Origin of the sequence: Streptomyces sp. RG80, from assembly GCF_040446465.1 — a bacterium.
In the GTDB taxonomy this organism is placed as follows: domain Bacteria; phylum Actinomycetota; class Actinomycetes; order Streptomycetales; family Streptomycetaceae; genus Streptomyces.
Genome location: NZ_JBEAAJ010000012.1, coordinates 309,785 through 334,793, shown reverse-complemented (window position 1 = coordinate 334,793; position 25,009 = coordinate 309,785). Strand labels below are relative to the sequence as shown.

The window sequence follows — 25,009 nt, the reverse complement described above, 5'->3', positions numbered from 1 at the left end:
ACGGCCGAGTACGACTATCGTCACGGGCCAGTGACCCTGCTCACCAGCGCCTCTGTCACTGTTATGAGAATGGGATGATGTCGGTTATGAAGGGACGAGTCCTTGTCGTCGACGACGACACCGCACTGGCCGAGATGCTCGGCATTGTGCTGCGTGGTGAAGGTTTTGAGCCGTCTTTCGTAGCTGACGGCGACAAGGCGCTGGCCGCATTCCGGGAGAGCAAACCCGATCTGGTGCTCCTGGACCTGATGCTGCCCGGCCGGGACGGTATCGAGGTCTGCCGCCTGATCAGGGCGGAGTCGGGTGTGCCGATCGTGATGCTCACGGCCAAGAGCGACACCGTCGATGTCGTCGTGGGCCTGGAGTCGGGCGCCGACGACTACATCGTGAAGCCGTTCAAGCCGAAGGAGCTGGTCGCCCGGATCCGGGCGCGGCTGCGGAGGTCGGAGGAGCCGGCGCCCGAGCAGCTCGCCATCGGTGACCTCGTCATCGACGTGGCCGGTCACTCCGTGAAGCGGGACGGGCAGTCGATCGCGCTGACGCCGCTGGAGTTCGACCTGCTGGTCGCGCTGGCGCGCAAGCCGTGGCAGGTGTTCACCCGTGAGGTGCTGCTCGAGCAGGTGTGGGGTTATCGGCACGCCGCCGACACCCGTCTGGTCAATGTGCATGTGCAGCGGCTGCGCTCCAAGGTCGAGAAGGACCCGGAGCGGCCCGAGATCGTGGTGACCGTCCGTGGTGTGGGATACAAGGCAGGACCCAGCTGACATGTCCGGAGACAGTGCCGCTTCGTCGCCCGGGCGGACCGGGGCCCGTGCGGAGCGGCCTGTCGGCCGGAAGACGTCGGGCTCCCGTTGGGGGCGCTTCTTCGAGGGCGGGCTGCTTCAGGGCGGGGTCCAGGGCAGCCCGGTTCTCAGGCTGTTCATGCGCTGGGTGCGTCGGCCGCTGCTGCCCGTCATGCGGCTGTGGCGGCGCAACATCCAGCTCAAGGTCGTCGTCACCACGCTCCTGATGTCGATAGGCGTGGTGCTGCTGCTCGGGTTCGTCGTCATCGGCCAGGTGCGCAACGGGCTGCTGGACGCCAAGGTGAAGGCGTCGCAGAGCCAGGCCACGGGTGGTTTCGCGGCGGCCAAGCAGAAGGCCGACACAGCGCTGAGCGCGGGCGATGAGGACGCCGCGGGCACGGGCGACCGCACCAACCCGAGCGTCATCCAGTGGATGGGCGACCTGGTGGAGTTCCTCTCCAGCGGTGGCCAGGGTGCCTTCGACGTCGTCACGCTGCCGGCCGCGGGTGACGACAGCGGCGGGCGCGGTCCGCGTGCCTCCGGCAGGGTCCTGCCGACGGCGAGCGTGCCCGAGGACCTGCGGGAGCGTGTCGACAGCAGCACGCTGGCGGCCCAGAGCTATACGCGGATCGTGTACACCGACGGCCAGGAGTCGCAGCCTGCGCTGATCATCGGCAAGCAGGTCGACGATCCGAACGGCAACCCGTACCAGCTCTACTACCTCTTCCCGCTCACGCAGGAGGAGAAGTCGCTGAGCCTGGTCAAGGGGACGCTGGCGACGGCCGGGCTCTTCGTCGTCGTACTCCTCGGGGCCATCGCCTGGCTTGTGGTGCGGCAGGTCGTCGCGCCGGTGCGGATGGCGGCCGGGATCGCGGAGCGGCTGTCCGCGGGGCGGCTTCAGGAACGTATGAAGGTCACTGGTGAGGACGACATCGCCCGGCTCGGTGAGGCCTTCAACAAGATGGCGCAGAACCTGCAGTTGAAGATCCAGCAGCTGGAGGACCTGTCGCGGATGCAGCGGCGGTTCGTGTCCGACGTGTCGCACGAGCTGCGGACGCCGCTGACGACCGTACGGATGGCGGCGGACGTCATCCATGACGCGCGGGAGGACTTCGATCCGGTGACCGCGCGGTCGGCGGAGCTGCTCGCCGATCAGCTGGACCGGTTCGAGTCGCTGCTCGCCGACCTGCTGGAGATCAGCCGGTTCGACGCGGGCGCGGCTGCGCTGGAGGCGGAGCCGATCGATCTGCGGGAGGTCGTCCAGCGGGTCGTCGGCGGTGCCGCGCCGCTCGCCGACCGCAAGGGAACGCGGATACGGGTCGTGGGCGATCAGCAGTCCGTCGTGGCCGAGGCCGACGCCCGGCGGGTGGAGCGGGTGCTGCGCAATCTGGTCGTCAACGCCGTGGAGCACGGCGAGGGCAAGGACGTAGTGGTGAAGCTCGCCGCGGCGGGCGGGGCGGTCGCGGTCGCGGTGCGCGACTACGGCGTAGGGCTCAAGCCCGGTGAGGCGACCCGGGTCTTCAGCCGGTTCTGGCGGGCCGACCCGGCACGCGCGCGTACCACCGGTGGTACGGGTCTGGGGCTGTCCATCGCCCTGGAGGACGCGCGGCTGCACGGCGGCTGGCTCCAGGCGTGGGGAGAGCCCGGGGGTGGCTCGCAGTTCCGGCTGACGCTGCCGAGGACGGCGGACGAGCCGCTGCGGGGTTCGCCGATACCGCTGGAGCCCAAGGACTCGCGACGCAATCGTGGACTTAATGACGCCGGTCTGCCGCGCGCGGGGGACGGCGAGAAGCGCGCCACCGTGCCGGTGCAGACGTCGAACGAGCCCGCGCCGCTCGCGCCGCGGCAGCCCGCCGCGCCCCCCACCGCCGATCCGACCGCGTTGCCCGGCAACGGCGCGCGCGTGGTGCCACGCCCCACCGGGGGAGCGCGGCCGGCGGACGACACGGGTGCCGCGGACGCGGCGCCTTCGGAAGCTCGAAGCGCCGGTCCCGAGGACCGGAACAAGCAGGGGGAGGCAAGCAGCCGTGGGCGCTGACCGGTTGGGGGGCGGCCGACGGCGGGAGTCTGTGCGGGCGGTGGTGTCGGTCGCGTGCGGCGCTCTGCTGCTGGCCGGATGTGCCTCGATGCCGGACAGCGGGGATCTGCGCGGGGTGGAGTCCACGCCGCGCCAGGACTCGCAGGTACGCGTCTTCGCGGTGCCACCCCGGGAGAACGCCGAGGCGCCCGAGATAGTGGACGGCTTCCTCGAAGCGCTGACCAGCGACGATCCCGATTTCGAGACGGCACGCAAGTATCTGACCCGCGAGGCCGCGGATACCTGGCGGCCCGAGCAGTCGCTCACGGTGCTCGCGGAAGGGCCCGACTCGTCCGAGAGGCATTCGACGGGTGGCGGCGAGGGGACCGACGCCGTCTTCAGGCTGACCGGCGAGAAGGTCGCCACCGTGGACGGACAGCGGACGTACGCGCCCGCCGCCGGGGAGTACGACAAGACGCTGCACCTCGTGCGCGAGAAGAAGTCCAAGCAGTGGCGCATTGACCTGCCGCCGCGGGGCGTGGTCATGGGCAAGTCGGATTTCCTGCGCAACTACACCTCGGTCAACAAGTACTACTTCGCCTCGAACTCTCCGTCCGAGGCGAACGGGCAGCCGGTGGCTGTCGCCGACCCCGTCTACGTGCGCAAGAAGGTCGACCCGATGACGCAGACGGTGAGTCTGCTGCTCGCCGGGCCCTCACGCTGGCTGAGCCCGGTGGTCAGGTCGAGCTTCCCCACCGGTACGTCGCTGAAGAAGGGCGTCGACCAGTTGGCGCCCGACGACCAGAACCAGCTGACGGTGCCGCTGAACGCCAAGGCGGACCGGGTCGGTTCGGAGAAGTGCCGGGAGATGGCCGCCCAACTCCTGTTTACGCTGAGGGATCTGACGCCCACCGGCGTGACCTCGGTCGCGTTGCAACGCTCCGACGGCACCCAACTGTGCGACACCCTAAGCGAGGGCGAGGCCGAGCTCGCGGTGGTGCACGAGGCCGCGAAGGACGAGTACCAGTACCTCATCGACGGCAAGCACCGGCTGGCCCGGCTGGCGAGCGAGAGCGACAGCACGAGCCCCGCGCAGGTTCCGGGCGCGCTCGGCGAGGGTGACAAGGAGCTGCGGGCCGCCGCGGTGTCCCGGGACGAGCGCAAGGCGGCCGGGGTCTCCCTCGACGGCGGCGCGCTGTACGTCGGGTCGCTGGTCTCGGGTGCCTCACTCGGCGAGCCGGTTCTGCGCAGCCACGGCAAGACCCAGAACGACCGCCTCACCACGCCCAGTTGGGACGGTGAGGGCGACTTGTGGGTGGCCGACCGCGATCCCGAGAACCCCCGGCTGCTGCTTCTGAAGAAGGGCGCGGGCGAGCCGATCCAGGTGGACACCACGGGGCTCGACGGACGGATCGACGCGGTGCGGATGGCCGCCGACGGAGTGCGGATCGCGCTCATCGTGGAGAAGGGCGGCAAGAAGTCCCTCTACGTCGGACGGATCGAGCGGGGTGACAAGGCGACCGGTGAGAAGCCTGTCGCGGTGGTCGAACCTCGCTCGGTGACACCGCAGTTGGTGGAGGTCACCGCCATGTCATGGGCCGGGGACAGCCGGCTCGTGGTGGTGGGACGCGAAGACGGTGGCGTGCAGCAGATGTCGTACGTCCAGGTCGACGGCTCCACGCCGGTGGGTTCACCGCCCGCCGCGCTGACGGGTGTGAAGGCCCTCGCCTCCTCCGAGGACGAGCAACTGCCGCTGGTGGCGTACTCCGAGGAGGACGGCATCGTCCGGCTCTCGTCCGGGTCGAAGTGGCAGCAGGTGGTCAAGGACGGGACGGCGCCGGTCTATCCCGGGTAGGCGCGGACGGTGGGTCCGTGCCGGCCCGTGAGTGCCGCGGGGAGTTGTCCACAGGGGGTTTTCCACAGGGGTGGCCGGGTGGCGCGCGCGTTGGCACAGTGGTGGGCATGCGGGGGTGGTGGCAGGACCTCACCGATCTGGTGCTGCCGGCTGAGTGCGGAGGCTGCGGGGCGCTTCGCACGGTGCTCTGTCCGGAGTGCCGTGCGGTCCTGAGCGGGACCGTGCCGTGCCGGGTGCGACCGGAGCCGGAGCCTGTGGGGCTGCCGGCGGTGCATGCGGCTGCGCGGTACGCCGACGAGGTCCGGGCGGTGCTGCTGGCACACAAGGAGCGAGGCGCACTGGCACTCTCGGCGCCGCTCGGCGTGGCTCTGGCGGGGGCTGTGCTGGCGGGGCTGCGGGAGGCTTGGGCCTGGGATCTGGCGGGGGCCGGGCATTCGATGCGGGCTGGTGGGCCGGCTGGGGCGGATGGACCGGCCTGGGCCGGTGAGCCGGGGGCGGATGGTGGACTGGCGTCGGGGCCTGGTGCGGAGCCGCTGTGGTTCGGCGGCGGGGAGTCGACAGGGGACGGTCCGGGCTTCGCGGGGGCTGAGCGGGGTCGTGTCGGGGGTTCGGGGAGGCTCGGCGGGGGTTTCTCGGGGGCGGATACCGCGTCCGTGGGGCCGGCAAGGGGCGCGGGGCGTGGGGCCAGGGAGGTTGGACGGGGCGGAGATGCCCCAGTGGCCTCGGGCTGGGGCCAGGCGGGCCCTGGGAGCCGACGGACGGGTGATGCGGCTGGAGACGGTGGCTGCGTGCCGGAGGGGGCCGCGGAGGGGCGTGGGGGCGGTTTTGCGGGGTGGGGTGATCCGAGGTCGGCGGGGAGTGGTGACCCGGGTTCGGTTGGGTGGGGTGGTTCAAGGCGGCCGGGGAGTGGTGATCCAAGGCGGGCCAGGGCTGGAGTAGGGCGCGGTGACGGATCGGTGGGGGCTGGTGGTCGGGGCTCGGCGAGGGGCGCCGGGGCATGGCGCGGTGACCGTTCCGTTCGGGTCAATGGCTGCGGTTCGGCGGGGGACGCCGGGACAGGGCCCGGCGACGGCCCTGCGGAGGTCGATGGCTGCGGCTCGGTGGGTGCCGGGGCACGGCGCCGTGACGGCTTCGCAGGGGTCGGTGGTTGCGGTCCGGTGGAGGGTGCCGGGGCGGCGGTCGGGAGTGGGGCCGGCGGTGTGGGTGTCGGTTCCGGGCTGGTGGCGGCTGACGGGGGCCTGGGTGGCTGGGCAATGGCTGGGGGTGCGGCCGTGTTGCTTGTGCCTGTGCCGTCCGCGCGGCGGGTGGTGGCGGCTCGGGGGCATGATCCGGCGCGGCGGATCGCGCTGGCGGCGGCGGGGGAGCTGCGGCGGGCAGGGGTGCCGGCGCGGGTGGTCGGCGTGTTGCGGCAGCGGCGTGCCGTGGCCGACCAGGCGGGGCTCAACTCGCGGGAGCGGCTGGAGAATCTCGCCGGGGCGCTCGCGGTCGTGCCCGGCGGTGGGCGGCTGCTGCTCGACGGTCCGGTCGTGCTCGTCGACGACCTGATGACGACGGGTGCGTCCCTGACGGAGGCGGCGCGGGCCGTGCGGGCGGCGACGGCCGCGGCGGCGGTCGGGCGGGGCCGGAACGGACGGAACAGTGGCACGGTCGCGTACGACTCAGCCGCAACAGCTGTGTACGGGACGGCCGCTCGGGAAGGCACAGGGGGAGGGATGAACCGATCGGCGGAGGCGGGCATGGGCGGTGCGGCCGGAATGGTGCGGACCTACCGTGCCGGTGACGTCATCTGCGCGGCTGTGGTCGCAGCTGCGCCAGATTCTTTCGAAATAAACCGGAACTGACTGCGAACTTGCATCGTTGCAGGTAATGAGAGGGCCAATTCACCTGAACGGAGGTACGCCGCGGTAGAGGGTGACGACATCCGTCCGGGCGAGATATGTTCGGTTGTGAGGAAAGGCGCAGGCCACACCTCTCATATCGGATTGCCGTGCCGCGGGTTTTTCACAATCACCCGCCCCGGTGGAGTGGAGATCTTGCCCACGGGGGAGGAGGTGGAAGTCACCGAGTCCGAGGTTCCGGGACTCACCGGAGCCTGGTGCAAAAGGGAGATGCTCCGCCAGTGGAGCGGAGCTATCCGGGAACGGAGTTCTGCGTGGACATCGTCGTCAAGGGCCGCAAGACCGAGGTGCCCGAGCGGTTCCGCAAGCACGTGGCCGAGAAGCTGAAGCTGGAGAAGATCCAGAAGCTCGACGGCAAGGTGATCAGCCTCGACGTCGAGGTGTCCAAGGAGCCGAACCCCCGACAGGCCGACCGCTGTGACCGAGTGGAGATCACGCTCCGCTCCCGCGGTCCGGTGATCCGGGCGGAGGCGGCGGCAAGCGATCCGTACGCGGCGCTCGACCTGGCGGCGGAAAAGCTGGACGCACGGCTGCGCAAGCAGCACGACAAGCGTTACTCCCGCCGTGGCTCCCGCCGACTCACGGCGGCCGAGGTCCCCGACCACGTTCCGGGCGCGGCGACGCTCAACGGAAACGGCCACGCCGTCCATGAGGAAGAGCAGGACGGCGTCCCCACCAAGAAGATCGGCTCGCTGGAGGTCAAGGGCGAGGGCCCGCTCATCGTCCGCGAGAAGACCCACGTCGCCTCCCCGATGACCCTCGACCAGGCTCTGTACGAGATGGAGCTGGTCGGGCACGACTTCTATCTGTTCGTCGACTCCGAGACCAAGGAACCGAGTGTCGTCTACCGGCGGCACGCCTACGACTACGGCGTCATCCACCTCAGCACCGACCCGATGGTTGCCCAGGCGCAACCTCCCGCGGCCGGGGGCACGCTGGGTGGCTGACCCGCTCGGCTGACGGCTGAGCCGGTGCCCCTGGAGCGCGTGTGCGCCCCCAGGGGCACCGGTGTGCGACCACTTCGCGCCCCGCTCTGTGACCGCGGTGTCGTCCGGGCATGAAATCATGGCCGCACCGGCCCAACCGGTGGGCCGTTGCCTTGGGTTGGCGATGGCACAGGACCAGCCACAGCCTTCAGGGGGAGGAACGATGGCGGACAGTTTCGGACCGATGCATGACGAGGACGCCGGCGACGGCGTCGTCGGCATGGGGCCGGACGCGGGCTCATCACGCAAGGAGCCGATCCGTGTCCTGGTCGTGGACGACCACGCCCTCTTCCGACGGGGACTGGAGATCGTGCTCGCGGCCGAGGAGGACATCCAGGTCGTGGGCGAGGCGGGTGACGGCGCGGAGGCCGTGGACAAGGCCGCCGACCTGCTGCCCGACATCGTCCTGATGGACGTACGCATGCCCAAGCGGGGCGGTATCGAGGCGTGCACCTCCATCAAGGAGGTGGCACCCAGCGCCAAGATCATCATGCTGACGATCAGCGATGAGGAGGCCGACCTCTACGAGGCGATCAAGGCGGGCGCGACCGGTTATCTCCTCAAGGAGATCTCCACGGACGAGGTGGCCACCGCCATTCGCGCGGTGGCCGACGGGCAGTCGCAGATCAGCCCGTCGATGGCGTCGAAACTGCTCACCGAGTTCAAGTCGATGATCCAGCGGACGGACGAGCGTCGGCTTGTTCCCGCGCCGCGACTGACGGACCGGGAACTGGAGGTTCTCAAACTCGTCGCCACCGGTATGAACAACCGCGATATCGCCAAGGAGTTGTTCATCTCCGAGAACACCGTGAAGAACCATGTGCGCAACATCCTGGAGAAGCTGCAGCTGCACTCCAGGATGGAGGCCGTGGTCTACGCGATGCGCGAGAAGATCCTAGAGATCCGCTAGTTCCTTGATGAGGGGCTCGCGCAGCTCGGGCGCGTCCACCCGTTCCACCCGTACGTCCGTGCAGTCCACCCAGCTCGCCGCCTCGACCAGGGCCTGGGCCACCGCCGGGACCGCCTTCGGGCCGTCCAGGGTGACCTGCCTGGCCACCAGGGTGCGGCCCTCGCGCGCGGGGTCCACGCGGCCGACGAGGTGGCCGCCGGCCAGGACGGGCATCGCGAAGTAGCCGTAGACCCGCTTCGGCTTGGGGACGTAGGCCTCCAGGCGGTGGGTGAAGCCGAAGATCCGCTCCGTACGCGCGCGTTCCCAGATGAGGGAGTCGAAGGGCGACAGCAGGGTCGTACGGTGGCGGCCGCGCGGGGGTGTCTCCAAGGCCGCGGGGTCGGCCCAGGCCGGCTTGGACCAGCCCTCGACCGTGACCGGGACCAGGCCCGATTCGTCGATCACCGAGTCGACCTGTTCGCCCTTGAGGCGGTGGTAGTCGGCGATGTCCGCGCGCGTGCCCACGCCGAGGGACCGGCCGGCGAGGTGGACGAGGCGGCGCAGGCACTCGGTGTCGTCCAGCCTGTCGTGCAGCAGATCCTCCGGTACGGCGCGCTCGGCGAGGTCGTACACGCGCTTCCAGCCGCGGCGCTCCACGCAGACCACCTCGCCGTACATGAGCGCACGCTCCACGGCGACCTTCGTGCCGGACCAGTCCCACCATTCGCTGGTCTTCTTAGCGCCGCCCAACTCCGTGGCGGTGAGGGGGCCTTCGGAGCGGAGCTGCTTGATCACCTGGTCGTAGGTGCCGTCCGGGAGGTCGTGGTTCCAGTGCGGGCGGTTGCGGTAGGAGCGGCGGCGGAAGGCGAAGTGGGGCCACTCCTCGATGGGGAGGATGCAGGCGGCGTGGGACCAGTACTCGAAGGCGTGCCTGTCTTCCCAGTAGGCGCTCTCGACGGTCTTGCGGCCTACCGCTCCCAGGCGGGCGTACGGGATGAGTTCGTGGGAGCGGGCCAGGACGGAGATGGTGTCGAGTTGGACCGCGCCGAGGTGGCGGAGGGTGCCGCGGACTCCGGCCTTGCGGTCGGGGGTGCCGAGGAAGCCCTGGGCGCGTAGGGCGATTCGGCGGGCCTCGTCTGCGGAGAGGGCGGTCGTGGGGCGCGGGGTCGTCATGCCTCCGCACGATAGGAGGTGGGACTGACAGTGGGGGGTGAGCTGCGGGTTCTTGGCGGGGTGCGCTGTGGTGGGGTGAGGGTGGGGTGTTTTTCGCCCCCGCCGCCCCTACCCGTCCCTCCCCCAGAGGGGGGACCCCCAGGGGGCTGCCGCCCCCGGACCCCCGCTTCGGCCCTTAAGGGGCCTTGTCCTCAAACGCCGGACGGGCTGGAGGGCGCTTCCGACGGGCTGGGGGGCGGCTCAAGGCTCGGATCGGTCGGACGGTGCCGGTAGGTACGGGGCCGTCGATGGGAGGCCCAGGTCCGACGGCAGGAGTGAACCCACCCAGCAGTCCCGGCGTACGCCCTTGTTGTTGAGGGCGGAGCGGAGGGTGCCCTCCAGGGTGAAGCCGGCGCGTTGGGCCACCGCGCGGGAGGGGGTGTTGCCGACTTCCGCGCGCCATTCGATGCGGTCGATGGCGAGGGCGGTGAAGGCCCAGCGGGAGGCGGTGGTCGTGGCTTCGGTGATGTAGCCGTTGCCACGGTGTTCCTTTGCCGCCCAGAAACCGATCTCCGCGACGCCGAGAGAGCGCATGGTGATGCCGAGCATGCCGACGAGTTCACCGGAGGGGAGAAAGACGCCGAAGGTGAACATGGAGTCGTTCGCCCAGCCGTCGGGGGCGAACTGCTCGGTGAAGGCCCGCGCGTGCTCGGGAAGGTAGGGCGAGGGGAACTGGGAGATCCAGCGCTGCATCTCGGGGTCCTGGGCGGCGGCGTACACGGCGTCGGTGTCGTCGGGACCGACGGTGCGCAGAACCAGGCGGCCGGTGGTGAGCGTGACGGATTCCATCGGCCGATTCTGCTCGGGGGTCGCACAACGGCGCCATCTTTTTGCTTTGTGTGAGCGCGTGATCACACTTCGCTCAATTCGTCGGTGGAGCGCGGCACCATCCGCGACCTCCGTCCGTTGTCCCCTTTGACGGAGATTTGAAGCAGCGGACGGTCGGCGTCCTCGGCAGGCTCCCGGCGTGGCCGGGTCCTCGCATACGATGGCCGTTGCTCAGTCAAGTCAAATGGAAACCGACCGTCCCAGGCCCGACCGGCAAGGAGACTTACCCCCGTGTCCGTCCTCTCGAAGATCATGCGTGCAGGCGAAGGCAAGATCCTGCGCAAGCTGCACCGCATCGCGGACCAGGTCAACTCCATCGAAGAGGACTTCGTCGACCTCTCCGACGCCGAGCTGCGGGCCCTCACTGATGAGTACAAGCAGCGGTACATCGATGGTGAGACGCTGGACGACCTGCTGCCCGAGGCGTTCGCCACCGTGCGCGAGGGCGCCAAGCGCGCGCTCGGTCAGCGGCACTACGACGTACAGATCATGGGCGGCGCGGCCCTCCACCTCGGCTATGTGGCCGAGATGAAGACCGGCGAGGGCAAGACCCTGGTCGGCACCCTGCCCGCGTATCTGAACGCGCTGTCCGGCAAGGGCGTCCACCTGATCACGGTCAACGACTACCTGGCCGAGCGCGACTCCGAGATGATGGGCCGCGTCCACAAGTTCCTGGGCCTGGACGTCGGTTGCATCCTCGCCAACATGACGCCCGCCCAGCGCCGTGAGCAGTACGCGTGCGACATCACGTACGGCACGAACAACGAGTTCGGCTTCGACTACCTGCGCGACAACATGGCGTGGTCCAAGGACGAGCTCGTCCAGCGCGGCCACAACTTCGCCATCGTCGACGAGGTCGACTCCATCCTGGTCGACGAGGCCCGTACGCCGCTGATCATCTCCGGTCCGGCCGACCAGGCCACCAAGTGGTACGGCGACTTCGCCAAGCTGGTCACCCGCCTGAAGAAGGGCGAGGCCGGCAACCAGCTCAAGGGCATCGAGGAGACCGGCGACTACGAGGTCGACGAGAAGAAGCGCACGGTCGCCATCCACGAGTCCGGTGTCGCCAAGGTCGAGGACTGGCTGGGCATCGACAACCTCTACGAGTCGGTGAACACCCCTCTGGTGGGCTACCTGAACAACGCCATCAAGGCGAAGGAGCTTTTCAAGAAGGACAAGGACTACGTCGTCATGGACGGCGAAGTCATGATCGTCGACGAGCACACCGGCCGTATCCTCGCCGGCCGCCGCTACAACGAGGGCATGCACCAGGCGATCGAGGCGAAGGAAGGGGTGGACATCAAGGACGAGAACCAGACGCTCGCCACGATCACCCTCCAGAACTTCTTCCGCCTCTACAAGCGCCACGACCACAACGGCAAGGAACAGCCCGGCCTCTGCGGCATGACCGGTACGGCGATGACCGAGGCCGCCGAGTTCCACCAGATCTACAAGCTCGGCGTCGTCCCGATCCCGACCAACCGGCCCATGGTCCGCAAGGACCAGTCGGACCTGATCTACCGCACCGAGGTCGCGAAGTTCGAGGCGGTCGTCGACGACATCGTCGAGAAGCACGAGAAGGGCCAGCCGATCCTCGTCGGTACGACGTCGGTCGAGAAGTCCGAGTACCTCTCGCAGCAGCTCAGCAAGCGCGGTGTCCAGCACGAGGTGCTCAACGCCAAGCAGCACGACCGGGAGGCGACGATCGTCGCCCAGGCCGGCCGCAGGGGCGCCGTGACCGTGGCCACCAACATGGCCGGCCGTGGTACCGACATCAAGCTCGGCGGCAACCCCGAGGACCTCGCCGAGGCGGAGCTGCGTCAGCGCGGCCTCGACCCCGAGGAGCACATCGAGGAGTGGGCCGCGGCCCTGCCCGCCGCCCTGGCCAAGGCCGAGCAGGCGGTCAAGGCGGAGTTCGAAGAGGTCAAGGACCTCGGCGGGCTTTACGTCCTGGGTACCGAGCGGCACGAGTCGCGTCGTATCGACAACCAGCTGCGCGGTCGTTCCGGCCGTCAGGGCGACCCGGGTGAGTCCCGCTTCTACCTGTCGCTCGGCGACGACCTGATGCGGCTGTTCAAGGCCCAGATGGTCGAGCGCGTGATGTCCATGGCGAACGTGCCGGACGACGTGCCGATCGAGAACAAGATGGTCACGCGCGCGATCGCGTCCGCCCAGTCGCAGGTCGAGCAGCAGAACTTCGAGACGCGTAAGAACGTCCTGAAGTACGACGAGGTCCTCAACCGCCAGCGTGAGGTCATCTACGGCGAGCGGCGCCGCGTTCTGGAGGGCGAGGACCTGCACGAGCAGGTGCAGCACTTCATGGACGACACCATCGACGCCTACATCAGCGCCGAGACTGCCGAGGGCTTCGCGGAGGACTGGGACCTCGACCGGCTGTGGGGCGCGTTCAAGCAGCTCTACCCGGTGAAGATCACCGTCGAGGAACTGGAGGACGCGGCCGGCGACCGGGCCGGGCTGACCGCCGACTTCATCTCCGAGTCCATCAAGGACGACATCCACGAGCAGTACGAGGCGCGTGAGGCGCAGCTCGGCTCCGAGATCATGCGTGAGCTGGAGCGTCGGGTCGTGCTGTCGGTCCTGGACCGCAAGTGGCGCGAGCACCTCTACGAGATGGACTACCTCCAGGAGGGCATCGGCCTGCGCGCGATGGCGCAGAAGGACCCGCTGGTCGAGTACCAGCGCGAGGGCTTCGACATGTTCACCGCCATGATGGAGGGCATCAAGGAGGAGTCCGTCGGCTACCTGTTCAACCTGGAGGTCCAGGTCGAGCAGCAGGTCGAGGAGGTTCCGGTCGAGGACGAGAAGCCGACGCTCGAGAAGAAGGACTCGGTGCCTGCGCAGGCGGGTGCGCGTCCGGAGATCCGCGCGAAGGGGCTGGACGCTCCGCAGCGCCGGGATCTGCACTTCTCCGCGCCGACCGTGGACGGCGAGGGTGGCGTCGTCGAGGGCGAGTTCGCCGACGACGAGCCGGTGCGCTCCGAGTCGGACGGCCTCACGCGCGCGGAGCGGCGCAAGCAGTCCCGTGCGGGGCGGCGCCGCAAGAAGTAACGGTGTCTGCGACGCCGTAGCGGTTTGAAGGGCCGGGTCACCTGGGGTGGCCCGGCCCTTCGGTGTGTACGGGGACGGATGCAGGGGGCGGTGGGGGCGGATCTGCGCGGGGCGGGCCGGGCCGGGGGCCGCCCCGCGCGGACCGGTCGGTGCGGGTGAGTTGCCCCCGGCTTGGTGGGGGCTGCGCGGCATCCTGCGGCTCGCGGAGCGGTCAGGCAGCGCCCGGGCAGTGGGTTGCCTGGGGGCGTCGAGATGGGGTTCTGTGGGCGCCTCTGGCGGCGTCAGGTCTGGCCTGGGGGCCGTCCGCCGGTTACGTGCTCGGGAGCGCCAGGTCGGCGCCCCTGAGGCCCTCTCGGCTCTTGCGAGGCGGGTCCCCCGGGGAGCTGGTTCCCGAGGGCGGCCTGCGAACTGTCCCGCCAGCCCCCGGGGCAGCCCGGTCTCCGTCTTTGCGGACCGTCGTCGGAGAGCTGCCGTGGACGCTGTCACGGCGAGCTGTGGGCCCCGCCCGCTCTCACCCAGCCGGAATGGTTGTCCGGCTGTCCTGGAGAGCTCCCTTGGGGGCCTGGGGGCTCCCCAGGACGTGTCAGGGCGGGGCCGGAGTGCGTCAGTCGTCGGGCGTGTGGTTGCCGCGGGGGCCGCCCAGTTCTACCGCGGTGCAGCGCCAGCGGTGGTCTCGGCCCTGTTCCAGGCGGAAGGCCATGGCGCGGAGCTGGTCGCCGGCGCCGATGCGGGCGAAGGCCTCGACCGCGCCGTCGCGGGGGACGTAGTAGCCGATGTCGCGGACGACGGGGCGGGTGCCGCGGGCGCGGAGGGGGCCGCGTTCGGCCAGCTCGGCGAGTTCGTCGTAGGCGCGGCCGGCGGTGTGGCGGAGCATCGAGTGGACGGGGCGCTGGCCGCTGAGCACCGCGAGGAGGAGGTCGGCGAAGACGTCGGTGGGGCGGGGCTGGGGGACGGGCCTGCGGGCGGCGTCGAGGGGCCTTTCCGGAGTCGGCCGTGAGGGCGTGCGGTGGGTGGGCGAGGCGGGCGTGCCGGTTGTCGGTGGGCGGTTGTCGACGGGGAAGGTGCGGGGGCCGGCGGCGGTGCGTGAGCCCGGCGGGCGGGCGTCGTCCGCGGTCGTGCGGGTGGTGCCGCCGGTCGGGGTGCGGGGCGGGGTGGTGCCCGGGCGGCGGGGGTCGCGGCGGCTCGGCGGGCGGGTGCCGGGACGGTGCTGTGCCCTGGTCATGACCTTGTTCATGGGGTCCCCGTTTCAGCGGGCCCGGATTGATACCGGGCGGTAACTTCCGTGGTTGGGGATCTTGTACGGGGCCGCGGGCGTCGGCGGCAAGGAAGCGGCGGCCCGGGTCGAGCGGCCGAAATGTTCGCTTATCCGAGTGAGTGAGGGTGCCGGAAGCGCCTGACCACGGGGCAGTACCGGGTGAGATGTCGGACCGGGGTTGACGCCCCCGGGCGTCAAGGCAGGGACTCGAAAGGGGACGCCCGCACGTATCCTGAGGGCTCTTGACGAGGCCGCCAGCGAGGCCTTCGCCGAGGCCCTCGCGGAGCACCCCGACCCCGCCCCCGACCACGAAAGCGGCAGCCCATGCGTGTCTACGTCCCCCTGACCCTCTCCGGTCTCGCCGAGGCGTACAAGACGGGCGAGCTGGGATCCGGACCGCTCGTCGCGTACGCCGTGACGCCCGCGTTGCGCGAGTGGTACCTCTCCGACGACATCGAGGAACTGGAGTACGCGGCGCTGAACCGGGCCGCGCTCGCCTCGCTGCGGCTGCTGGCGGCGGATCCCGAGGCGGTACGGCGCCGGGTCGTGGTGGCCGTCGACGTACCCGACGGCGCGGCCCAGGCCGACCCCGACCGGGGTCTCGACCCGGCGGCGCTCGGCGAGGTCCGGGTCGCCGGGGCCGTGGCGCTGACCAAGGCCGCGGCCGTGCATGTCGACGCGAGTGACGCCGAGGAGGATGTCACCGCCGCCGCGCAGGCGCTGCCGGCCGCGGACGGCGGGGACGACGACGCGCAGTTCGTGGTGGACGGCGCCGAGGACCACGAGCTGCTCTGGTACGCCACGCAGGAGATCGCGAACCTGGTCGGGCTGGGGGACTGAGGAGCGGTCCGTGCCCCGGTGAGCTGCCGGTCTCATGATTGTCAGTGGTGGCGGGTACCTTTTTCGACATGGGGAAGCACACGGGCGCGCACATTGTGTGGGACTGGAACGGGACCCTGTTCCACGACAACGACGCGATCATCGGGGCGACGAACGCCGCATTCGCCGAGCTGGGGCTCGAGCCGATCACGATGGAGCGGTATCGCGCGCTGTACTGCGTGCCGGTACCGAAGTTCTACGAGCGGCTGCTGGGCCGGCTGCCGACCGATGCCGAGTGGGTGGTCATGGACGAGACCTTCCACCGCTACTACACCGAGCACCGGGTCCGCTGCGGGCTCACCCTCGGTGCGGCGGAGCTGCTCGCGGGGTGGCGGTCGGCGGGCCGCAGCCAGTCGATCCTCAGCATGTACGGGCACGAGGAACTCGTCCCGCTGGTCCGGGGGTTCGGGATCGAGGCGCACTTCATACGCGTCGACGGGCGGACCGGGCCCTCGGGGGGTAGCAAGGCCGAGCACATGACACGGCACCTCGCGGCGCTGACGGGGGCGGCGGGAGTGGACCCTGCTCGGACCGTGGTGATCGGGGACGCGGCCGACGACGCGGTGGCGGCGCGGCACGTGGGGGCGCGGGCCGTGCTGTACACGGGGGGTTCGCACAGCCGGGCCAGCCTGGAGGAAGTGGGAGTGCCCGTGGTGGACACCCTGGCGGAGGCCGTGGTGGAGGCGGAGCGGCTGGCGGCGTAGCGGCGCGGGCGGGGGCGGGGCGGAGGAACAGCCCCGGCCCAGGCGCTCGAGGGCGCGGGGCTGCATCGATCTGCGGCTACCGCCGCGTGCGCGCGACCAGCCCCCACCGGGCCGCAGTCGAACGCCTACCGCACCACCTCCCTCCTCACGTCACCGACGCGGCGCAGTCGAACGGCTACCGCCCCGCCCCCCTCCTCACGTCACCGGCGCCTTAGCCCGCAGGATCGTCAGGAACTCGCGCATCCAGCGGGAGTGGTCCGGCCAGGCCCGTGCGGAGACCAGGGTGCCGTCCACGACCGCCTCGGCGTCCTGGAAGGTGGCGCCGGCCGCCTGCATGTCGAGTTCCAGTGCGGGGTAAGCCGTGACGCGGCGCCCGCGCAGGCCGTCGATCGCGGCGGTGAGCAGGGGGCCGTGGCAGATCTGGGCGACCGGCTTGTCCGCGTCGAAGAAGGACTTGAGGATCTTGCGCAGCTCGGGGTCGTTGCGGAGGTACTCGGGTGCCCGGCCGCCGGGGATGACGAGGGCGGCGTACTGACCGGGGTCGATCTCGGAGAAGGCGAGGTCGGCGGGCCAGGTGTAGCCGGGCTTCTCGGTGTAGGTGTCGAAGCCGGGTTCGAAGTCGTGGACGACGAACCGGAGTGTCTTGCGGGCGGGGGCCGCGATATGGACGTCGTAGCCCTCCTCGCGGAGGCGCTGGTAGGGGTACAGGACCTCCAGTGACTCTGCCGCGTCGCCGGTGACGATCAGGATTTTGGCTGTCATGTCGGCAACGTGCCTCCGGAGCCGGACCTTGCCAAGGGGTGCGGTCGCCATTCGTTCCGTAAGGCGCCCCCGCACGACGGCGCACCGCCCGCCCCTGTGCAGAACGTCAAAGTTCGACCCCTGGTTTTGTACACATACGGCTCATGACGGGCCCCCTGTAAGGAGCGATAGCCTGGTGGCGTGATCAGCGCGATAGCTCGCGGGGGCACTGTTGCCCCTGCCCTGCGCCCGGAGAGCACGGACCACATCCGTGACCGGGCGGCAGTCGCTGGTCCTCGCGGGCGGGGCGGGGGCACATGGCCCCCCGGAGCGCCGCGCACCTTCCCGGAAGCGGTGTCGCGGAGAGCGACGTCACATCCGTCGGGCGCGTCGAGAATGGCTGATAACCCCCCGCTCATCTCACCTTGCGGCATAGCGTCGGAACAGACCGGACACCCCGCGTCACGGCGTCACGTCCCAGGGGAAGAGACCGTACTTCCTTCTACGTCACGCAACGGCGCGCGACAGGAGCCAGAGGACAATGCAGACCAAGCTGGACGAAGCCAAGGCCGAGCTGCTCGAGAGGGCCGCCCGGGTAGCTGAGAACAGCCCGGTCGGGGGGCACCTACCGACCGGGACGACGGACGAGGGCACTCCTGACCGGGAGACCGTGCTCGCGTTCCTCCAGCGCTACTACCTGCACACCGCCCCGGAGGACCTCGCCGATCGCGACCCGATCGACGTCTTCGGAGCCGCGTACTCGCACTACCGGCTGGCCGAGAACCGGCCGCAGGGAACGGCCAATGTGCGGGTGCTCACGCCCACCGTCGAAGAGAACGGCTGGGCCTGCACGCATTCGATCGTCGAGGTCGTCACCGACGACATGCCCTTCCTCGTCGACTCCGTCACCAACGAGCTGACCCGGCAGGGACGCGGCATCCATGTCGTCATCCACCCGCAGGTCGCCGTCCGGCGTGACCTCACGGGCAAGCTCGTCGAGGTGCTCACCCAGCGCCCCAGCGGTGAGCTGCCGCACGACGGGCACACCGAGTCCTGGATCCACGTCGAGATCGACCGCGAGACCGACCGCGCGGACCTGAAGCAGATCACCGCCGATCTGCTGCGCGTCCTGTCCGACGTCCGCGAGACCGTCGAGGACTGGGAGAAGATGCGCGACGCGGCGCTGCGGATGGCCGAGGAGCTGCCCGCCGAGCCCGTCGCCTCCGACCTGCGCGAGCAGGAGATCGAGGAGGCCCGCGAGCTGCTGCGCTGGCTGGCCGCCGATCACTTCACCTTCCTCGGGTACCGCGAGTACCAGCTCCGCGAGGACGACTCCCTCGCCGCCGTGCCGGGCACCGGCCTCGGCATCCTGCGCTCCGACCCGCATCACGCCGAGGACGAGAGCCACCCCGTCAGCCCCTCCTTCGAGCGGCTGCCCGCCGACGCCCGCGCCAAGGCGCGCGAGCACAAGCTCCTGGTGCTGACCAAGGCCAACAGCCGGGCGACCGTGCACCGGCCGTCGTACCTGGACTACATCGGGGTGAAGAAGTTCGACGCCGAGGGCAATGTCGTCGGTGAGCGGCGCTTCCTCGGGCTGTTCTCCTCGGCCGCTTACACCGAGTCCGTCCGCCGCGTTCCGGTCATCCGCCGCAAGGTCGCCGAGGTGCTCCAGCGCGCCGGCTTCTCGCCCAACAGCCACGACGGGCGCGACCTGCTCCAGATCCTGGAGACCTACCCGCGCGACGAGCTCTTCCAGACCCCGGTCGACGAGCTCCAGTCGATCGTCACGAGCGTCCTGTACCTCCAAGAGCGCCGACGGCTGCGGCTCTACCTGCGCCAGGACGAGTACGGGCGCTACTACTCCGCCCTCGTCTACCTCCCGCGCGACCGGTACACCACCGGCGTCCGGCTGCGGATCATCGACATCCTGAAGGAGGAACTCGGCGGCATCAGCGTCGACTTCACGGCCTGGAACACCGAGTCGATCCTCTCCCGGCTGCACTTCGTGGTCCGCGTCCCGCAGGGCACCGAGCTGCCGGAGCTCTCCGACCTCGACAAGGAGCGCATCGAGGCGCGCCTGGTGGAGGCCGCCCGCTCCTGGGCCGACGGTTTCTCCGACGCGCTCAACGCCGAACTCGGCGAGGAGCGCGCCGCCGAGCTGCTGCGCCGCTACGGCAACGCCTTCCCCGAGGGCTACAAGGCCGACCACACCGCGCGCTCCGCGGTCGCCGATCTCGTCCACCTCGAGAAGCTCACCGAGGAGAACGACTTCGCGCTGAGCCTGTACGAGCCGGTCGGCGCCGCCCCCGAGGAGCGCCGCTTCAAGATCTACCGCAAGGGCGCCGCGATCACCCTCTCCGCCGTCCTGCCGGTCCTCAACCGGCTAGGCGTCGAGGTCATGGACGAGCGGCCCTACGAGCTGCGCTGCTCGGACCGCAGCGTCGCCTGGATCTACGACTTCGGGCTGCGCATGCCCCGCACGGGGAACGGCGCCGGGGACTACCTGGGCGACGACGGCCGCGAGCGTTTCCAGGAGGCGTTCGCCGCGACCTGGACCGGCCTCGCGGAGAACGACGGCTTCAACGCCCTCGTGCTGAGCGCCGGGCTGAACTGGCGTCAGGCCATGGTGCTGCGGGCGTACGCCAAGTACCTGCGGCAGGCGGGGTCCACCTTCTCGCAGGACTACATGGAGGACACCCTCCGCAACAACGTCCACACCACCCGCCTCCTCGTCTCCCTGTTCGAGGCGCGGATGTCGCCCGACCGGCAGCGCGCCGGGCACGAGATCGTGGACGCCCTCCTCGAAGAGGTCGACGCCGCGCTCGACCAGGTCGCGAGCCTTGACGAGGACCGCATCCTGCGTTCCTTCCTGACCGTCATCAAGGCGACGCTGCGCACGAACTTCTTCCAGGAGGCGCTCGGCGGCAAGCCGCACGCGTACGTGTCCATGAAGTTCGACCCGCAGGCCATCCCGGACCTGCCGGCGCCGCGTCCGGCGTACGAGATCTGGGTGTACTCGCCGCGGGTCGAGGGTGTGCACCTGCGCTTCGGCAAGGTCGCGCGTGGTGGTCTGCGCTGGTCCGACCGGCGCGAGGACTTCCGTACCGAGATCCTCGGTCTGGTCAAGGCGCAGATGGTGAAGAACACCGTCATCGTGCCCGTCGGTGCCAAGGGCGGCTTCGTCGCCAAGCAGCTGCCGGACCCGGGTGTGGACCGGGACGCGTGGCTGGCCGAGGGCATCGCCAGCTACAAGACGTTCATCTCGGCGCTGCTCGACATCACCGACAACATGGTCGCCGGCGAGGTCGTGCCCCCGGCGGACGTCGTCCGGCACGACGAGGACGACACCTATCTCGTCGTCGCCGCCGACAAGGGCACCGCGACCTTCTCGGACATCGCCAACGGGGTCGCCGAGCAGTACAACTTCTGGCTCGGCGACGCCTTCGCCTCCGGCGGCTCCGCGGGCTACGACCACAAGGGCATGGGCATCACCGCGCGCGGCGCCTGGGAGTCGGTCAAGCGGCACTTCCAGGAGCTCGGCGTGAACACGCAGGCCGAGGACTTCACGGTCGTCGGCATCGGCGACATGTCCGGTGACGTGTTCGGCAACGGCATGCTGCTCAGCGAGCACATCCGCCTGGTCGCAGCCTTCGACCACCGGCACATCTTCATCGACCCGAACCCGGACGCGGCCACCTCCTACGCCGAGCGCCGCCGCGTCTTCGAGCTGCCGCGCTCCAGCTGGGCCGACTACAACGCCGAGCTCATCTCCACCGGCGGCGGCGTGTTCCCCCGTAGCGCCAAGGCGATCCCGGTCAACGCGCACATCCGCGAGGCACTCGGTATCGAGGGCAAGGTCGCCAAGATGACGCCGGCCGACCTGATGAAGGCCATCCTCAAGGCGCCGGTGGACCTGCTGTGGAACGGCGGCATCGGCACGTACGTCAAGGCCGCCGGCGAGACCCACGCCGACGTCGGCGACAAGGCCAACGACCCGATCCGGGTGGACGGCGCCGACCTGCGGGTCAGGGTCGTCGGCGAGGGCGGCAACCTGGGTCTGACCCAGCTCGGCCGGATCGAGTTCTCGCTCACCGGCGGCAAGATCAACACCGACGCCATCGACAACAGCGCGGGCGTGGACACCTCCGACCACGAGGTGAACATCAAGATCCTGCTCAACGGGCTGGTCACGGACGGCGACATGACCGTCAAGCAGCGCAACAAGCAGCTCGCCGAGATGACCGACGAGGTCGGCCACCTCGTGCTGCGCAACAACTACGCGCAGAACACGGCCATCGCCAACGCGCTCGCCCAGTCCAAGGACATGCTCCACGCCCAGCAGCGGTACATGCGCCACCTGGTGCGCGCCGGCCTGCTGGACCGGGCCCTGGAGTTCCTGCCCACCGACCGCCAGATCCGCGAACGCCTGGGCGCCGCACAGGGCCTGACCGGCCCGGAGACGGCCGTCCTCCTGGCGTACACCAAGATCACGGTCTCCGACGAGCTGCTGCACACCACGCTCCCGGACGACCCGTATCTGCGCGGTCTGCTGCACGCGTACTTCCCGAGCGCGCTGCGCGAGAAGTTCGCCGAGCACATCGACAACCACCCGCTGCGCCGCGAGATCACCACGACCGTGCTGGTCAACGACACGGTCAACACCGGCGGTACGACCTATCTGCACAGGCTGCGCGAGGAGACCGGTGCCTCCCTGGAGGAGATCGTCCGGGCGCAGACCGCGGCCCGTGCGATCTTCCGTTCGGCGATGGTCTGGGACGGCGTGGAGGCGCTCGACAACCAGGTCGAGGCCGCCGTGCAGACCCGGATCAGGCTGCACTCGCGCCGGCTCGTCGAGCGCGGCACGCGCTGGCTGCTCAACAACCGGCCGCAGCCGCTCCAGCTCGCCGAGACCGTCGAGTTCTTCGGCGAGCGGGTCGAGCAGGTCTGGTCGCAGCTGCCGAAGCTGCTCAAGGGCGCGGACCTGGAGTGGTACCAGCAGATCTACGACGAGCTGTCCGGTGCCGGCGTCCCGGACGAACTCGCCACGCGCGTGGCCGGGTTCTCCTCCGCCTTCCCGACGCTCGACATCGTCTCGGTGGCCGACCGGATGGGCCGCGAGCCGCTGGACGTCGCCGAGGTCTACTACGACCTCGCCGACCGGCTGCGGATCACCCAGCTCATGGACCGCATCATCGAGCTGCCCCGCGCGGACCGCTGGCAGTCCATGGCCCGCGCCTCGATCCGCGAGGACCTCTACGCGGCCCACTCGGCGCTGACCGCGGACGTCCTCGCGGTGGGCAACGGCACCTCGACTCCCGAACAGCGCTTCAAGGCGTGGGAGGAGAAGAACGCGGCGATCCTGGGCCGGGCGCGCACGACCCTGGAGGAGATCCAGGGCTCGGAGACGTTCGACCTCGCCAACCTGTCGGTGGCGATGCGGACCATGCGCACCCTGCTGCGCACGCATTCGTAGGCGGTACGACGAGAAGGGCGCCCCGAGCCGCGAAGGCTCGGGGCGCCCTTTTCTTGGCCTGCCTTAGGCAAAGGGAAGGAGAAGACTTACCGTTTGCGGCTAAGCCTTGTGCCGTGACTGTGAACCTTGTCGAGGAGCGTGTCGGCGTCCGCGAAGTGGTGCACTTCGGCGCCGTCGGTGGCAGCGGCGTGCTGGTGAACTTCGCCGTCTTCAATGTGCTGCTGCACGGCCTCGCATGGCGGGCCATGATGGCGACGGCGCTCGCCAGCCTCGTCGCCATGGGCACGAACTACCTCGGCTTCCGCTTTTTCGCCTACCGGGACCGGGACGCGCGCACCCACCAGCAGATCGTGCTGTTCTTCGTCTTCAGCGCGATCGGCGTGGCCATGGAGAGCGGGCTCTTCTACGTCGGCTACCACGGCCTCGGCCTTCACGGTCCGCTGGATTCGAATGCCGTGAAGGCCGTGTCGATCGTGCTGGCGTCCGCGTTCCGGTTCCTGGTCTACCGCACCTGGGTGTTCCAGCACGAAGGGCCCTAGACGGCGACCTTCGGTTTCGGTTTGGGCTTCGGCTTCGTGGTCTTGTCGCCGGTGAAGGCCTCGTACTCCTTCAGGACGTCCTCGGTGGGTCCGTCCATGCGCAGTTCGCCGCGCTCCAGCCACAGGACCCGGTCGCAGGTGTCGCGGATCGACTTGTTGTTGTGGCTGACCAGGAACACCGTGCCCGCGTGCTTGCGCAGCTCGCGGATGCGCTGCTCGGAACGCTTCTGGAAGGACCGGTCGCCGGTGGCGAGGGCCTCGTCGATGAGGAGGACGTCGTGGTCCTTGGCGGCGGCGATGGAGAAGCGGAGCCGGGCGCCCATGCCGGAGGAGTACGTGCGCATGGGCAGGGTGATGAAGTCGCCCTTCTCGTTGATGCCGGAGAAGTCGACGATCTCCTGGTAGCGCTCCTTGACCTGCTCGCGGGACATGCCCATCGCGAGGCCGCCGAGGTAGACGTTGCGCTCGCCGGTCAGGTCGCCCATCAGCGCCGCGTTGACGCCGAGGAGGGAGGGCTGGCCGTCGGTGTAGATGGCGCCGTTCTCCACCGGCAGCAGACCGGCGACCGCCTTGAGCAGGGTCGACTTGCCGGAGCCGTTGGTGCCGATCAGACCGATCGCCTCACCGCGGTAGGCGACGAAGGAGACCTTCTTCACGGCGTGCACCTTGCGCACACCCGACGCCTTCTCGGTCTGCTTGCGGCGCATGATGCGGTTGAGGGCGGCGGTCGCGGAGCCGCGGCCGGCGCCGGTGCCGTTGACGCGGTAGACGATGTCGACGTTGTCGGCGACGACGGTCGGGACGTTCTCGTTGGTGTTCTCAGCCACGGCCGTACGTCTCCTCAGCCTTCCAGAAGTAGATGAATCCGCCGACTCCGGCGAGCAGTGCCCAGCCGGCCGCGATCGCCCACACGTGGTGCGGCAGCTGGCTGGAGTGGAAGCTGTCGATCAGGGCGTACCGCATCAGGTCGATGTAGACGGCGGCCGGGTTGGCCTGGAGGACCGGGCCGACCCAGGACGGCAGGTCGTTGTGCTTGCTGAGCAGGTGGTCGATGCTCCACATCACGCCGGACACGTACATCCACGTGCGCAGCACGAACGGCATCAGCTGGGCGATGTCCGGCGTCTTGGCGCCGAGCCGGGCCATCACCATCGAGACACCGGCGTTGAAGACGAACTGGAGGACCAGCGCCGGGATCGCCAGCAGCCAGGACGCCGAGACCGGTACGCCGAAGCAGAGCAGGATCACGACCAGGGCGGCCATCGAGAACAGCAGCTGCTGGAGCTGCTGGAGGCAGAAGGAGATCGGCAGCGCGGCCCGGGGGAAGTGCAGGGCGCGGACCAGGCCGAGGTTTCCGGAGATGGCGCGGGTGCCCGCGAGGATCGAGCTCTGCGTGAAGGTCCAGATGAACACGCCCGTGACCAGGAACGGGATGTAGTCCGGCACGCCCTTCTTGGTGCCCAGCAGCACGCCGAAGATGAAGAAGTACACCGCCGCGTTCAGCAGCGGGTTCATCACCTGCCAGATCTGGCCGAGCTTCGCCTGGCTGTACTGGGCGGTGAGCTTGGCGGTCGAGAACGCGGTGATGAAGTGACGCCGGGCCCACAGCTGGCGGACGTACTCGGACAGGGTCGGGCGGGCACCGCTGACCGAGAGGCCGTGGCGGGCGGCGAGGGCCGCGAGGTCGCCTTCGGCGGGAGCGGGGGTGGTCGTCGCCGGAGGCGGCGCGTTGAGGACCTGGCTCACATCCGCTGCTTTCGCTCAGGGGGTGGGGGTGCGTGCGGCGGGGTGCCCGTCGTCCGGCGTTTCCTTACGCTTCTCTTCACGTTCTCTTACGTCGGGACGGGACCGTATCGTCGCAACGTGAGCGTAGGCCGAATGG

Annotated in this window: 17 protein-coding genes and 1 pseudogene; 12 read left to right on the top strand and 6 right to left on the bottom strand. The window is 69.8% G+C overall.

The window, feature by feature from the left end:
• Positions 1-74 precede the first annotated feature (74 nt).
• The 7 genes and pseudogenes from mtrA (at position 75) to ABKA17_RS37880 (ending at position 8,448) form a co-directional block, all read left to right on the top strand.
• Entirely contained in the window at positions 75-764 is a 690-nt protein-coding gene (mtrA, locus tag ABKA17_RS37910; RefSeq protein ID WP_353696913.1) for a two-component system response regulator MtrA, read from the top strand.
• Position 765: 1 nt separating this feature from the next.
• The gene (gene mtrB, locus ABKA17_RS37905; RefSeq protein ID WP_353696912.1) at positions 766-2,820 is read left to right on the top strand and encodes an MtrAB system histidine kinase MtrB; all 2,055 of its coding nucleotides are present in this window, start codon (positions 766-768) and stop codon (positions 2,818-2,820) included.
• Positions 2,810-4,654, top strand: a complete 1,845-nt coding sequence (locus ABKA17_RS37900; RefSeq protein WP_353696911.1) for an LpqB family beta-propeller domain-containing protein — start codon at positions 2,810-2,812, stop codon at positions 4,652-4,654. The genes mtrB and ABKA17_RS37900 overlap by 11 nt, the downstream gene beginning before the upstream one ends.
• A gap of 107 nt (positions 4,655-4,761) precedes the next feature.
• Positions 4,762-5,058, top strand: a pseudogene (locus ABKA17_RS37895) (ComF family protein); the annotation flags it as partial.
• 696 nt (positions 5,059-5,754) lie between these two features.
• On the top strand, positions 5,755-6,495 hold the full coding sequence (locus ABKA17_RS37890) for a ComF family protein (RefSeq protein ID WP_502994514.1): 741 nt from the start codon (positions 5,755-5,757) through the stop codon (positions 6,493-6,495).
• Between the two features lie 311 nt (positions 6,496-6,806).
• The gene (gene hpf / locus ABKA17_RS37885; protein ID WP_502994513.1) at positions 6,807-7,499 is read left to right on the top strand and encodes a ribosome hibernation-promoting factor, HPF/YfiA family; all 693 of its coding nucleotides are present in this window, start codon (positions 6,807-6,809) and stop codon (positions 7,497-7,499) included.
• Positions 7,500-7,701: 202 nt separating this feature from the next.
• Entirely contained in the window at positions 7,702-8,448 is a 747-nt protein-coding gene (locus ABKA17_RS37880) for a response regulator (protein ID WP_353696909.1), read from the top strand.
• Here the strand turns inward: ABKA17_RS37880 and ABKA17_RS37875 are convergent.
• Both ABKA17_RS37875 and ABKA17_RS37870 read right to left on the bottom strand, forming a co-directional pair.
• On the bottom strand, positions 8,434-9,600 hold the full coding sequence (locus ABKA17_RS37875) for a winged helix-turn-helix domain-containing protein (protein WP_353696908.1): 1,167 nt from the start codon (positions 9,598-9,600) through the stop codon (positions 8,434-8,436). The two genes, ABKA17_RS37880 and ABKA17_RS37875, sit on opposite strands and share 15 nt — an antisense overlap.
• Before the next feature lie 240 nt (positions 9,601-9,840).
• A complete protein-coding gene (locus ABKA17_RS37870) occupies positions 9,841-10,428 on the bottom strand; it encodes a GNAT family N-acetyltransferase (protein WP_353696907.1) in 588 nt (195 codons plus the stop codon).
• Between the two features lie 270 nt (positions 10,429-10,698).
• Here ABKA17_RS37870 and secA point away from each other — a divergent pair, with 270 nt between their 5' ends.
• On the top strand, positions 10,699-13,536 hold the full coding sequence (gene secA / locus ABKA17_RS37865) for a preprotein translocase subunit SecA (protein ID WP_353696906.1): 2,838 nt from the start codon (positions 10,699-10,701) through the stop codon (positions 13,534-13,536).
• A gap of 604 nt (positions 13,537-14,140) precedes the next feature.
• Here secA and ABKA17_RS37860 read toward each other — a convergent pair.
• Positions 14,141-14,770, bottom strand: coding sequence for an Rv3235 family protein (locus tag ABKA17_RS37860; RefSeq protein WP_353696905.1), 630 nt, complete (start codon positions 14,768-14,770; stop codon positions 14,141-14,143).
• A gap of 345 nt (positions 14,771-15,115) precedes the next feature.
• Between ABKA17_RS37860 and ABKA17_RS37855 the strand changes: the two genes are divergently transcribed.
• Together ABKA17_RS37855 and ABKA17_RS37850 are read left to right on the top strand one after the other, a co-directional pair.
• A complete protein-coding gene (locus ABKA17_RS37855; RefSeq protein ID WP_353696904.1) occupies positions 15,116-15,631 on the top strand; it encodes a DUF6912 family protein in 516 nt (171 codons plus the stop codon).
• Between the two features lie 68 nt (positions 15,632-15,699).
• Positions 15,700-16,374 (top strand): HAD family hydrolase, encoded by a 675-nt coding sequence (locus ABKA17_RS37850; protein ID WP_353696903.1) that lies wholly within the window; start codon positions 15,700-15,702, stop codon positions 16,372-16,374.
• 195 nt (positions 16,375-16,569) lie between these two features.
• On the opposite strand, the gene ABKA17_RS37845 is transcribed toward ABKA17_RS37850, so the two are convergent.
• A complete protein-coding gene (locus ABKA17_RS37845) occupies positions 16,570-17,136 on the bottom strand; it encodes a DJ-1/PfpI family protein (RefSeq protein ID WP_353696902.1) in 567 nt (188 codons plus the stop codon).
• A gap of 520 nt (positions 17,137-17,656) precedes the next feature.
• Here ABKA17_RS37845 and ABKA17_RS37840 point away from each other — a divergent pair.
• A complete protein-coding gene (locus tag ABKA17_RS37840) occupies positions 17,657-22,588 on the top strand; it encodes an NAD-glutamate dehydrogenase (RefSeq protein WP_353696901.1) in 4,932 nt (1,643 codons plus the stop codon).
• A gap of 113 nt (positions 22,589-22,701) precedes the next feature.
• Positions 22,702-23,127: a GtrA family protein gene (locus tag ABKA17_RS37835; protein ID WP_353696900.1), complete on the top strand. Its 426-nt coding sequence runs from the start codon at positions 22,702-22,704 to the stop codon at positions 23,125-23,127.
• Here the strand turns inward: ABKA17_RS37835 and ABKA17_RS37830 are convergent.
• Positions 23,124-23,954: an ABC transporter ATP-binding protein gene (locus ABKA17_RS37830; RefSeq protein WP_353696899.1), complete on the bottom strand. Its 831-nt coding sequence runs from the start codon at positions 23,952-23,954 to the stop codon at positions 23,124-23,126. The genes ABKA17_RS37835 and ABKA17_RS37830 overlap by 4 nt on opposite strands.
• On the bottom strand, positions 23,947-24,873 hold the full coding sequence (locus ABKA17_RS37825; RefSeq protein ID WP_353696898.1) for an ABC transporter permease: 927 nt from the start codon (positions 24,871-24,873) through the stop codon (positions 23,947-23,949). Before ABKA17_RS37825 ends, ABKA17_RS37830 begins: the two co-directional genes overlap by 8 nt.
• Positions 24,874-25,009 lie beyond the last annotated feature (136 nt).